This window comes from Microbacterium sp., from assembly GCF_040394595.1.
In the GTDB taxonomy this organism is placed as follows: Bacteria; Actinomycetota; Actinomycetes; order Actinomycetales; family Microbacteriaceae; genus Microbacterium.
Genome location: NZ_JBEBSA010000022.1, coordinates 1 through 11,732, shown reverse-complemented (window position 1 = coordinate 11,732; position 11,732 = coordinate 1). Strand labels below are relative to the sequence as shown.

Here is an 11,732-nt window from a genome sequence, read left to right as displayed (position 1 = left end):
TTTCGTCTCTGAGAAGGCTTCGTCCGGGTCAGGGCAGCAGGCCCTTGAGCAGGGCCGCGGTGGCGTCGCAGTGCGCGGTCATCACCGCGCGCGCCCGCTCGGCGTCGCGGGCGAGGATCGCCTCGACCACCTCGCGGTGCTCCTGCTCCGAGTGCTCGATGTTGGTCTTCAGGAAGGGGATCTCGGCGAGCAGCTGGTGGATCCGCACCTGCACGCCGCTGCAGGCCCTGGCGAGCTCGTCCGAGCCGCACACCGTGCTGATCGCGAGGTGGAACCGCGCATCGGCCTGCCGGTAGTCGGCCGGCGTCTCCGCGGCGGCCAGCTCGTCCAGGCTGGTGCGCAGCAGCTCCCGCTGTTCGACGGTGAGGTCGGTGAGTGCGGCGCGGTGTGCGGCGCCCGGCTCGATCACCGCGCGGAACACGATGAGGTCGTCGATCTCCGCGCGGCGCGGCGGATGCTGATCGGCCGGCCAGGTCTGCGCGGGCGGCTCGACGATGGTGCCCCCTCCGCGCCCTCGGGTCGTGGAGACGAGCCCGGCGGCGCGGAGGGCGCTGATGGCTTCCCGCAGGGTGGCGCGGGAGACGTTGAGCCTCTCGGCGAGCTCCCGCTCGCCGGGGAGCTTCGTCCCCACGCGGAAGATCCCGAGCTGGATCGCCGATCCGAGCTGTTCGACGCATGACTCGAAGGCCATGTGCCCGCGCACCGGATGCAGCGCGGCATCCACCAGAGGGGAATCCATCACGTCGTTCATGTCACTCTTCCAGCAGCGTCTCCGCCGACTTCGTGAGGTGCTCGGCCTCGGCCTGGCTCATGAAGTCGCGCTTCCCGTAGGCGTACCAGAGCACGATCGAGAGGATCGCGACCACCACCACGGCGATCGGGGCGTAGTTGAACGTGTCCACCGTGATCGGGGTGACCGGGGGCAGCACGAACAGGATGACGATGAAGACCACCCATACCACCGCGATCCAGCCGATCAGCGCGCTCCACTTGCCCAGGTTCCACGGGCCGGGCTTGAAGTCCTTGTTCAGGCGCCGCAGGAAGACCGGCGTGACGTAGCCGATGTAGAGGCCGATGACCGCGATCGAGGTGACGGCGGCGTAGGCGGTGGCGTTGAACAGTGCGGGCACGGTCAGGAGGATCGAGAGCGCGACGCACAGCCAGATCGAGTTGGTGGGCGTGCCCGTGCGCTTGTTCACCTGCGCCCAGAGGCGGGAGCCGGGGATCGCATTGTCGCGGGAGAACGCGTAGCTCATCCGCGAGTTCGCCGTCACCGAGGCCATGCCGCAGAAGAACTGGGCGCCGCAGACGATGAAGAGTAGGAACTTCGCGACGTCGGGGTTGTTCAGCGCATCCATGAAGATCTGCGCGGGGCCCGAACCGAGGTCGGTGCCGACGATCTTCGAGAGCCCCTCCTCGCTGCCGTCCTGGATCGCCGCGACGATCGTGTACAGCAGGATCCAGCCGCCGATGATCGAGATCAGCACGCTCATCACGATGCCCTTCGGCGCCGCGGTGGAGGCGTTCTTGGTCTCCTCGGCGACGTGCGCCGAGGCGTCGTACCCGGTGTAGGTGTACTGCGCCATGAGCAGGCCCATGAGGAACACGTAGGGGCCGAACGACCATCCCGTCTCGTTGTGGAAGGCGGTGAACGACCAGGCGATGTCCTGGTGCTTGGTCGGGATGATCCACAGCACGCCGACGATGATCGCGACGCCCACGATGTGCCACCAGGCGGAGACCGTCGAGAGCAGGCTGACGAGATTGACGCCGAAGGTGTTGAGCAGTCCGTGGACGACGATCAGCACGACGAAGAGGAGGAAGGTGTTCAGCGAGGTGACCTCGACGCCCCACATGAGGTTGGCGAAGGCCATCATCGTGGCGGCGGCGCCGTAGTCGATCGCCGCGGTCACGGCGACCTCGCCCAGGAAGTTGTACCAGCCGACGAACCACGCCCACTGGCGCTTGTTCTTCTTGGCCAGGCGCCCCGCCCAGAAGTACAGTCCTCCCGCCGTGGGGTACCGCGAGCAGACCTCCGCCATCGCGAGAGCGACGCACAGCACGAACACGCCGACGAGCGGCCATCCGATGTTGATCGCCATGGGGCCGCCGGACTTCAGCGCGATGTTGAAGGAGGTGATGCAGCCCGCCAGGATCGAGATGATCGAGAACGAGACCGCGAAGTTGGAGAAGCCCGACATCCCGCGGTGGAGCTCCTGTTTGTAGCCGAGTTCGGCCAGTGCTGCGGCGTCGTCGTCGATCGGGTGCGAGTCCGGCGCCTTTGTCGTTTCGCTCATGGAAGTGCTACCTGCTTTCATCGAAGGGAGCGTTTGGAGCGATTCTGGCGGCGCCGGGGCTTTGATGTCAATGGTCTGACTTCAAACCTTTGAGGTCGAGCTCACCCGGGCTGTCCGGAGGCCGCGGTCAGCGGGCCCGCGGATGGGAGGTCGCGTAGACGTCCCGGAGGGTGTCGACCGACACGTGGGTGTAGATCTGCGTCGTCGCCACGGAGGCGTGCCCCAGGAGCTCCTGCACGACACGCACGTCCGCGCCGCCCTGCAGCAGGTGGGTCGCGAACGAGTGCCGTAGGGTGTGCGGCGACACGTCGGCGGTGATCTGCGCGCGCTCGGCGGCCGCGCGGATGACGAGCCAGGCGCTCTGGCGCGAGAGCGGGGCGCCCCGCGCGCCGAGGAACAGGCGCGCCGAGGCCCTCCCCTTCGCCGCGAGAGCCGGGCGAACGCGGGTGAGGTACGCGTCGACGGCCGCGCGCGCATAGGAGCCCACCGGCACGACCCGTTCCTTGTCGCCCTTTCCCCGTAGCCGCAGCACGTCGCCGTGCGAGAGGTCGTCCACGTCGAGGGCCACCGCCTCGGAGACGCGCGCGCCGGTCGCGTACATCAACTCGAGGAGGGCGCGGTCCCGGATGCCGATCGGCTCCTCGGCGCTCGGCGCGGAGAGCAGCCGCTCCACCTGGTCGATCGTCAGCGCCTTCGGCAGTCGACGGGGCATCTTCGGGGGACGGATGCGGCCCGTCGGATCGTCGTGCTCGATGTCCTCTCGCGCGAGGAACCGATGCCATCCGCGCACCGAGGACTGCAGCCGGGCGAGGCTCGTCGCTGCGGGGACGGGTTCGGCGCCGGCGCGATCCGCGATGAACGCCTGCACGACCGCCGGGGTGATCTCGCCGGTGTCGTCGAGTCCCTGCGCGCCGAGCCACTGCCGATAGGCGGTCAGATCACGGCGATAGGCGCCGACCGTGTGCGCCGAGAGGCCGCGCTCGATCGTGACGTGCCGCAGATAGGCGTCGATCGCCCGGTCGAGCTGCACGGTCAGCCCCGCAGCAGGCGCTCCGCCGCGAGCACTCCGATCGACAGGATGCCGTTGTGCATCCTCCCGGCGAGCACGGCTTCGACGGCGTCCGGCAGCGGCACCCATTCGACGCGGATGTCCGCCTCCTCGTCCTCCCGCGCGTGCGCGTCCGGCGCCGGGGCGACGCCGGTGGCGAGGAAGACCTGGATCATCTCGGAGTTGCCGCCCGGGGTGGTCCAGGTCGATACCAGCGGGCGCCATTCGCGGGCGACCAGATCCGCTTCCTCCGCGAGCTCGCGCTGCGCGGCTGCGAGGGGCTCCTCCCCCGCGACGTCCCGCAGCCCCGCCGGAAGCTCCCAGTCGCGGTGACGGATCGGATGCCGGTACTGCTGGATGAGCAGCACCCGCCCTTCGTCGTCGATGGCGACCACGGCCACAGCTCCGGTGTGCGCGACGTACTCGCGCACGATCTCGCCGTCGCCGTACCGCACCCGGTCACGACGCACGTCCCAGACGTATCCGTCGTAGACGACGTCGCTCTGCAGCACCTCCGGCTCGAACGGCTCGTCGTGCAGGAGATCCGTCATGGCGTCTCCGCTCAGTCCTCGTCGCCGAACAGCTCGCTGGCCCGGTGGCGCTCGATGGCCGCGCCGATGAGCCCGCGGAACAGCGGGTGCGGGGAGGTCGGACGGGAGCGGAGCTCGGGGTGCGCCTGCGTGGCGATGTAGAACGGGTGCACGTCGCGGGGCAGCTCGACGTACTCGACCAGGTCGAGCTCGGGGTTGAGCCCCGAGAAGACCATGCCGGCGTCGGCCAGCCGCCCGCGATAGGCGTTGTTGACCTCGTAGCGGTGACGGTGGCGCTCGGAGGCCTCGGTCGCGCCGTACAGTTCGGCGGCGAGCGATCCCTCCGCGAGCGCGGCCTTGTACAGTCCGAGGCGCATCGTGCCGCCCAGGTCGCCGCCGTCGAGGATCTCGACCTGCTCGGCCATGGTCGCGATGACCGGCTCCGCGGTCTCGGGGTCGAACTCGCTCGACGACGCACCCTCGATGCCCGCGACGTGGCGGGCGTACTCGATCACCATGCACTGCAGGCCGAGGCACAGACCGAGCGCCGGGATGCCCTGCTCACGGGCGAAGCGCAGCGCCCCGAGCTTGCCCTCGATGCCGCGGATGCCGAAGCCGCCGGGCACGCAGATGCCGTCGAGGTCGCCGAGCGCCTTGGCGGCGCCCTCCGGGGTCTCGCAGTCGTCGGAGGGGATCCAGCGGATGTTCACGTGCGCCTCATGGGCGAAGCCGCCCGCGCGGAGCGCCTCGGTCACCGACAGATAGGCGTCGGGCAGGTCGATGTACTTGCCGACCAGGCCGATGGTCACCTCGTGCTTGGGGTTGTGCACCGCCTGGAGCACCTTCTGCCAGCGCGACCAGTCCACCTCCGCGGCCTGCAGACCGAGCCGGCGGACGATGTAGGAGTCCAGTCCCTGCTCGTTCAGGGTCGACGGGATGTCGTAGATGCTCGGGAGGTCGACGGTGTTGATCACGCCTTCCGCGTCGACGTCGCACATCAGCGCGATCTTGTTGCGGTTGCTCTCGCTCACCGGGCGGTCGCTGCGCAGCACGAGCGCGTCGGGCTGGATGCCCACCTGGCGCAGGGCGGCGACGGAGTGCTGGGTCGGCTTGGTCTTCTGCTCCCCCGACGCGCCCATGAACGGGACGAGCGAGACGTGCACGAAGAACACGCTGTCGCGGCCCAGCTCGTGGCGCAGCTGGCGGGCCGCCTCGAGGAACGGCTGCGACTCGATGTCGCCGACCGTGCCGCCGACCTCGGTGATGATCACGTCGGGCCGGGGCTCCTCGGTGGCCTGCAGACGCATGCGGCGCTTGATCTCATCGGTGATGTGCGGGATGACCTGCACGGTGTCGCCGAGGTACTCCCCGCGCCGCTCGCGGGCGATCACCTGGGAGTAGATCTGCCCCGTGGTGACGTTCGCCGCCTGCGACAGGTTGATGTCGAGGAAGCGCTCGTAGTGCCCGATGTCGAGGTCGGTCTCCGCACCGTCGTCGGTCACGAAGACCTCGCCGTGCTGGAACGGGTTCATCGTGCCCGGGTCGACGTTCAGGTACGGATCGAGCTTCTGCATCACGACACGCAGACCACGCGCGGTGAGCAGATTGCCCAGGCTGGCGGCGGTGAGGCCCTTGCCCAAAGAGGAGACGACACCGCCCGTCACGAAGATGTGCTTCGTGGTCGAAGGAGTGTCGTCTGTCCGCGCGGCTGAAGTCTGCATCACGGGCTTTTATCCTATCAGGTCGTCCCGGCCGCGAGGCCGAGGAGTTCACGGGCATGGGTGAGCGCGGCGTCGGAGTCGGCCAGTCCGGAGAGCAGCCGCGCCATCTCCGCCTCGCGCTCGGCTCCGTCGAGCCTGCGCACGCTCGAGGCGGTCACCGCTCCGTCATTGGCCTTGACGACGGAGAGGTGGTTGCCCGCGAAGGCGGCCACCTGGGCGAGATGGGTCACGGCGATCACCTGCGAGGTCTCCGCGAGCCGCGCGAGGCGGCGGCCCACCTCGATCGCGGCGGCGCCGCCGATCCCTGCATCCACCTCGTCGAACACGAAGGTCGGCACCGGGTCGACCGCGGCGATCACGACCTCGATCGCCAGCATCACCCGGGAGAGCTCTCCCCCGGATGCCCCTCGGGACACCGATCGCGGCTCCGCGCCCGGGTGCGGTGCGAGGAGGATCGCGACGTCGTCGCCGCCGTGCGCGGCCTCCGCACCCGGCGACACCTGCACGAACAGCCGCGCATCGGGCATCGCGAGGGCATGGAGCTCCTCAGTGACGGCGGCGGAGAGGCGCTCCGCCGCCGCGGTGCGTGCGGCGGTCAACGCGGCGGACGCCTCGTCCAGCTGTTCCCGCGCGACCACGGCCTCGGCCTGCAACCGTTCGATGCGGTCGCCGTCGTCGTCCAGCTCGGCGAGCCGTGCGGAGCCCGACTGCCAGAGCGCGAGGGCGTCGTCGAGGGAGCCGTGCTGCCGGGCGAGCATGCCCAGCGCGGCCCGGCGCTCCTCCACTGCTGCGAGCTCATGGGGGCCGGACTCGTCGAGGTCGGCGAGATAGCCCGAGAGCTGCACGGCGAGATCCGCCGCACGGTAGCCGAGGTCGTTCAGCGCCTCGGCGATGTCCGAGAGCCGCGGGTCGCTCCCGCGCTCCAACGATCGGCGGGCATCGGCGAGGAGCCCGGCGACGTCGATCCCGTCCTCTTCGCTCGACAGGGCCTCGCGGGCGACCGAGGCGGCGAGGCGCAGGTCTTCGGCGTTGGCGAGTCGCTCGGCGCGCTCGTTCAGCTCGCGGTCCTCACCGGGCTGAGGATCCAGCGCCTCGATCTGCGCGAGGTCTTCGCGCAGCCGCGCGGCCTCCTCGGCGCGGCGGTCGCGGTTGCCGATGAGATCCGTGATCTCGCCGTCGAGCACCCGCCACCGGGTGAAGGCCGCCGTGTAGGCGGAGAGGGCACGGGCGATGGGCGGGCCGCCGAAGCGGTCGAGGGCGTCGCGCTGGGCGGCGGCCGACCGCAGCCGCAGCTGCTCCGACTGCCCGTGCACCACCACCAGCTCCTCCGCCAGGGAGGACAGCACCCCGGCCGGCGCCGCGTGCCCGCCGACCGAGGCCCGGCTGCGGCCCTCGGCGGAGAGGCTGCGGGAGACGTACAGCTCGGCGGACTCCCCCGCCGGTTCGAGGTCTCCACCGGCATCCGCGACGATCTCCGCCACGGCGCCCTCGGGCGGCACGATCCACACGCCCGCGACGGAGGCCTGCGCAGCGCCCGCGCGCACAGCGCCGGAGTCCGCCCGCGCGCCGAGCAGCAGCCCGAGGCCGGTGACGACCATCGTCTTGCCCGCGCCGGTCTCTCCGGTGATGGCCGTGAACCCGGGCCCGAGCGGCAGCACCGCGTCGTCGATTACGCCGAGACCGCGGATCCGCATCTCCTCGATCATGCGACCGGTCCGCTCATGCGCCCGCACCCCGCCATCCGGCGACCGGCAGCTGGAACTTGCGCACCAGGCGATCGGTGAAGGCGATCGGATGCAGCCGTGCCAGGCGGACGGGTCGCGACGAGCGCCGCACCACCACCCGCGCTCCGGCCGGGAGCTCGTGCGAGCGCCGCCCGTCGCACCAGAGGATGCCGGTGCCGGAGGTCTGCTCGAGCATCTCGATCGCGACCGCCGAGTCAGGGCCGATCACCAGGGGCTTGGCGAAGAGGGCGTGGGCGGACAGCGGGACGACCGCGATCGCCTCGACGCCGGGCCAGATGACCGGGCCGCCGGCCGAGAAGTTGTACGCCGTCGATCCGGTCGGGGTGGACACGACCATCCCGTCGCAGCCGAAGCTCGACAGCGGGCGGCCGTCGATCTCGATGACCACCTCGATCATGCGTTCGCGGCTGGCCTTCTCGACAGTCGCCTCGTTCAGCGCCCAGGTCTCGTAGACGACCTCGCCCTGCTTGTCCTTGACGCGGATGGAGAGGGCGAGCCGCTCCTCGACCTCGTAGTCGCGGGCGATCACGCGGCGCACCGCATCGTCCATGTCGTCGCGCTCGATCTCGGCGAGGAACCCGACGTGTCCCATGTTGATCCCGAGCACCGGGGCGCCCGATCCGCGGACGAGCTCGGCGGCGCGGAGGATCGTGCCGTCTCCGCCGAGCACGATCGCGAGCTCCAGCTCGTCCGCCTCGACCCCCTGTCCGAGCACGGCGACATCGGAGAAGCGGCCATCGGCGGCGACGAGGTCGTCGCGGTCGTCGACGGGCAGCACGGGACGCGCACCCGCCTCGCGGAGTGCATCGATCACCCGCAGCGCCGCGGCGACCGTGTCGTCTCGGCGCGCGTGGGCGACGACCAGGATGTTTCGCTCGTTCATCGTCCTCCTGCCAGTTCCGCGATGCGCTCCGTCCATTGTGTCGGATCGTCCTCTGCGCCGGGTACGAGGTGCATGAGGTACTCCGCGTTGCCGTGCGTGCCGAGGATCGGGGACGGCAGGATGCCGCGCAGCCCGAGCCCCGTGTCCCAGGCGCTCCACGCCGTGCGCTCGACGGCGTCGACGCGGGTGGCGGGATCCGTGACCAGCCCGCCGCGCACGGCGGTGCGACCGACCTCGAACTGCGGCTTGACCAGCAGCACCACATCGGACCCTTCGTGCGCGACGTCCGCGACGGCGGGGAGGACGTGCTCGAGGGAGATGAAGGACAGGTCACCTGTGATCAGGTCGGGGGCCGACTGCTCGCCGGTCGCCGCCGCCAGGTTCTCCGGCGTCATGTACCGCACGTTGAACCCTTCGACGGAGATCACGCCCTCGTCGAGGGCGACCGTCGGGGCGAGCTGTCCGTGCCCGACGTCGACGGCGAGCACCCGGCGGGCTCCCCGTTCGCGGAGCACCTGTGTGAAGCCACCGGTCGACGCCCCCATGTCGAGGGCGAGTCGGCCCGCCGCGGCGATCCCGAATCCGTCGAGAGCCGCGATGAGCTTGTGGGCGCCGCGGCTGACGTAGGCATCGGCGCCGTCGACGCTGAGCTCGTCGGAGTCGGCGACCGGCGTCGACGCCTTGACCACCGGACGTCCGCCAATCCGGACGCGCCCCTCCGCGATGAGCGTCGCGGCATGCGAGCGGGAGCGTGCCAGACCCCGGGCGGCCAGCGCGGCGTCGAGGCGCGTCACCGCGATCCCGCAGCGTGCTCGTCGCGGGAGTCGGTCCGGGGCGTGCTGTCGAGGCGCTTCATCAGCTCGCCGTGCAGCGCGGAATAGGCGTCCGCGCGGTCGGCGAGGGGCTGCCCCTCGATGAGTCGCAGACGGCTCCACAGCGCGTCGGTCGGCTCCTCCGGCCGGTGCGGCTCCTGCGTGGCGTCCATCGTCCCAGCCTAACGCCGGGCGCCGACGTCGCGCGGGTGCCGCCCCGGCCTGTGGAGGACTGCGCGCTCAGGGCCGGTGGAAGGGGTCGGCGTAGAGCCGCTCCGGCACTTCGAAGACATAGATCGCGGCGCCCGTCGCCCAGATCGCCGCCGCTCCGGCACGCAGCAGATCGATCTGCGAGGAGCCCTCGGCGAGGATCTCGACGTCGGCGCCGACGACTCGCACCGCGGCGCCGTTCACCGTGAAGACGCCGTCCTTCTGGACGGTCTGCGGATAGGGCTCGTGCAGTTCCCGGAGGTCGCCGAGGATGTAGGTCGGGCGCGAACCCTGAGGGGCGGCGAGGACGTGCTTCGGCCGGTCGATCCCCGTGAGCACCAGGGCCGAATCGATGCCGGCGCGATTCGCCCCCATGATGTCGGTGTCGAGCCGGTCGCCGATGAAGAGCGCGCTCGTCGCGCCGAACCGCGCGATCGCCTCCTCGAAGATCGGCGTCTCCGGCTTCCCGGCCACCGTCGCCAGCCGCCCGATCGCCGTGTGCACGGCGGACACGAGCGTGCCGTTCCCCGGTGCCACGCCCCGTTCCCTCGGGATCGTCCAGTCGGTGTTGGTGGCGATCCAGGGGATGCCGCCGTCCTCCTCCGGTACCTTCAGGGCGAAGGCTGCCTCGGCGAGGTCCGTCCAGGCGACCTCGGGGGCGAACCCCTGTACGACAGCGCTCGGGGCGTCTTCGGCGCTGCGGGTGACGGTGTAGCCCGCCTTCTCCACCTCTACCACGAGGCCTTCGCCGCCCACGACGAGGATCGTCGCCGGTGCCGGCACCAGGGTCGAGAGCAGCCGCATCGCCGCCTGCGGGCTGGTCACCACGTCGCCCGCCTGCACGTCGAGGCCGAGTTCGCGGAGGTGGGCCGCCACGGAGGCGTCCGTGCGGGCCGCATTGTTGGTGATGTAGCCGAGGCGCAGCTGCTCCCCGGCCCGGTTCAGGCTGTCGATCGCGTAGGGCAGCGGGCCGGGGCCCGCATAGACCACACCGTCGAGATCGGCGAGGATCGCATCGCGCCCGGCGATCGGTGTCGGCGCGGCCGCGTTCCGGCGGAACAGCGCCATCACTCGGCGCGTCCGGCGTCGGGGGCGGCGGGCCCCTCACCTTCCGGCTCGACACCGATCCCCTCGGCGTCGCCGTCCTCCCCCGCGTCGGCGTCGTTCTCTTCGGCGCCGGGCGCGTCGGCGTCTTCGTCATCCGCATCGGAGGAATCCGCGTCCGCTGTGGCGTCCTCGGTCTCGGCATCGTCTTCGGAGCCGTCGGCGTCCTCGTCGTCGAAGCTCTCGATCAGCCCGTCCTCCACGATGAGCTCATCGTGCTCGGCCGCCGTGGCGCCCAGCGCCTCCGCTGCCACCTCCGCACGCTCGTGCCAGAACGCCGCCTCGTCGGAACGGCCGAGGTCTTCGAGAACCGCGGCGCGCGCGGCGAAGAGCGCAGGGCTCCAGTCGAAGGCGCGGTCGGGGTCCAGCTCCGGGATCTCGAGCTCGCCGAGCGCCAGCTCGGTCTCGCCGCGGTCGAGGCGTGCTCCGGACATCGCGATCGCGAGAGCCACGCGCACGTCGACAGGCAGGGCCGATCGATCGACGGCACGCCCCTCCTCGAGGGCACGGTCGGGGCGCCCGACTCCGCGCTCGCTGTCGACGAGCAGGGCTATCTGGTCGTCCTTCCCGGAGATGCGGCGATAGGTGCGCAGCTCGCGCAGCGCGAGCGCGAAGTCCCCGACGCCGTACGCGGTGATGGCGAGCGTCTCGCGGACGATCGCGATGCGCCCCGCGTGACGCGACGCGGCCAGCGCATGCTCGTGCGCGAGGGCCGGATCGTCGTCGATGAGGTCCGCGGCCATCGCGAGATGACGGGCGACGCGCTCGGCGTTCTCCTTCGAGAGCGTCTTCAGCTCATTGCGGGCCGCGGGGTGGAGGTCGCGAGGCGTGACCTCGTCCGGAAGCGCCGGATCCTGGATGCGCGGCCGGACCGGAGCGAACTCGTTGTACGGACGGTCGGACCCTCCACGCTGCGGACGCCCACGGTCGCCGGAGCGGCCGCGATCGTCACGGTAGGGGCGGTCCCCGCGGTCGTCGCCGAAGGAACGACGGTCCCTGCCTTCACGACTGCCAGAGGAGCGACGCGCGCCAGAGTCGTTCCGGTCGCGGTACGGGCGGTCTCCGCCCTGCGGACGACGCTCACCGGAGGAATTGCGGTCGCGGTACGGGCGGTCGCCACGGTCGTTGCCGTAGGGCCGGCGCTCACCGCCGTCACGGTCACCATAAGGACGACGCTCGCCGGAGGAGTTCCGGTCGCGGTACGGGCGGTCTCCGCCCTGCGGACGACGCTCACCGGAGGAATTGCGGTCGCGGTACGGGCGGTCGCCACGGTCGTTGCCGTAGGGCCGGCGCTCACCGCCGTCACGGTCACCATAAGGACGACGCTCGCCGGAGGAGTTCCGGTCGCGGTACGGGCGGTCTCCGCCCTGCGGACGACGCTC

Annotated in this window: 11 protein-coding genes; all 11 read right to left on the bottom strand. The window is 71.1% G+C overall.

The features are described 5' to 3' along the window. Positions 1-28 precede the first annotated feature (28 nt). Positions 29-751, bottom strand: a complete 723-nt coding sequence (locus ABWO84_RS14695; RefSeq protein WP_353115863.1) for a FadR/GntR family transcriptional regulator — start codon at positions 749-751, stop codon at positions 29-31. 1 nt (position 752) lies between these two features. Then, positions 753-2,297 (bottom strand): amino acid permease, encoded by a 1,545-nt coding sequence (locus ABWO84_RS14690; RefSeq protein ID WP_353115861.1) that lies wholly within the window; start codon positions 2,295-2,297, stop codon positions 753-755. Positions 2,298-2,424: 127 nt separating this feature from the next. Beyond that, positions 2,425-3,327 (bottom strand): site-specific tyrosine recombinase XerD, encoded by a 903-nt coding sequence (gene xerD / locus ABWO84_RS14685; protein WP_353115859.1) that lies wholly within the window; start codon positions 3,325-3,327, stop codon positions 2,425-2,427. A gap of 2 nt (positions 3,328-3,329) precedes the next feature. Then, positions 3,330-3,896, bottom strand: coding sequence for an NUDIX domain-containing protein (locus tag ABWO84_RS14680; RefSeq protein WP_353115857.1), 567 nt, complete (start codon positions 3,894-3,896; stop codon positions 3,330-3,332). Positions 3,897-3,907: 11 nt separating this feature from the next. Beyond that, positions 3,908-5,596 (bottom strand): CTP synthase, encoded by a 1,689-nt coding sequence (pyrG, locus tag ABWO84_RS14675; protein WP_353115919.1) that lies wholly within the window; start codon positions 5,594-5,596, stop codon positions 3,908-3,910. Positions 5,597-5,613: 17 nt separating this feature from the next. Continuing rightward, on the bottom strand, positions 5,614-7,302 hold the full coding sequence (gene recN / locus ABWO84_RS14670; RefSeq protein WP_353115855.1) for a DNA repair protein RecN: 1,689 nt from the start codon (positions 7,300-7,302) through the stop codon (positions 5,614-5,616). A gap of 13 nt (positions 7,303-7,315) precedes the next feature. Next, positions 7,316-8,224 (bottom strand): NAD kinase, encoded by a 909-nt coding sequence (locus ABWO84_RS14665; protein WP_353115853.1) that lies wholly within the window; start codon positions 8,222-8,224, stop codon positions 7,316-7,318. Further along, positions 8,221-9,018, bottom strand: a complete 798-nt coding sequence (locus ABWO84_RS14660; RefSeq protein WP_353115851.1) for a TlyA family RNA methyltransferase — start codon at positions 9,016-9,018, stop codon at positions 8,221-8,223. The genes ABWO84_RS14665 and ABWO84_RS14660 overlap by 4 nt, the downstream gene beginning before the upstream one ends. Continuing rightward, positions 9,015-9,209 (bottom strand): hypothetical protein, encoded by a 195-nt coding sequence (locus tag ABWO84_RS14655; RefSeq protein ID WP_353115849.1) that lies wholly within the window; start codon positions 9,207-9,209, stop codon positions 9,015-9,017. Before ABWO84_RS14655 ends, ABWO84_RS14660 begins: the two co-directional genes overlap by 4 nt. A gap of 67 nt (positions 9,210-9,276) precedes the next feature. After that, on the bottom strand, positions 9,277-10,314 hold the full coding sequence (locus tag ABWO84_RS14650) for an HAD-IIA family hydrolase (protein WP_353115847.1): 1,038 nt from the start codon (positions 10,312-10,314) through the stop codon (positions 9,277-9,279). Then, positions 10,314-11,732, bottom strand: a 1,419-nt coding sequence (locus ABWO84_RS14645) for a primosomal protein (protein WP_353115845.1), incomplete at its 5' end; no start/stop codon positions are given. The genes ABWO84_RS14650 and ABWO84_RS14645, both read right to left, overlap by 1 nt.

Excerpts from the sequence above, each read along its gene's own strand:
- ABWO84_RS14695 (WP_353115863.1), bottom strand. The coding sequence starts at position 751 with ATGAACGACGTGATGGATTCCCCTCTGGTGGATGCCGCGCTGCATCCG.
- ABWO84_RS14690 (WP_353115861.1), bottom strand. The coding sequence starts at position 2,297 with ATGAGCGAAACGACAAAGGCGCCGGACTCGCACCCGATCGACGACGAC.
- ABWO84_RS14680 (WP_353115857.1), bottom strand. The coding sequence starts at position 3,896 with ATGACGGATCTCCTGCACGACGAGCCGTTCGAGCCGGAGGTGCTGCAG.
- pyrG (WP_353115919.1), bottom strand. The coding sequence starts at position 5,596 with ATGCAGACTTCAGCCGCGCGGACAGACGACACTCCTTCGACCACGAAG.
- recN (WP_353115855.1), bottom strand. The coding sequence starts at position 7,302 with ATGATCGAGGAGATGCGGATCCGCGGTCTCGGCGTAATCGACGACGCG.
- ABWO84_RS14665 (WP_353115853.1), bottom strand. The coding sequence starts at position 8,224 with ATGAACGAGCGAAACATCCTGGTCGTCGCCCACGCGCGCCGAGACGAC.
- ABWO84_RS14655 (WP_353115849.1), bottom strand. The coding sequence starts at position 9,209 with ATGGACGCCACGCAGGAGCCGCACCGGCCGGAGGAGCCGACCGACGCG.
- ABWO84_RS14650 (WP_353115847.1), bottom strand. The coding sequence starts at position 10,314 with ATGGCGCTGTTCCGCCGGAACGCGGCCGCGCCGACACCGATCGCCGGG.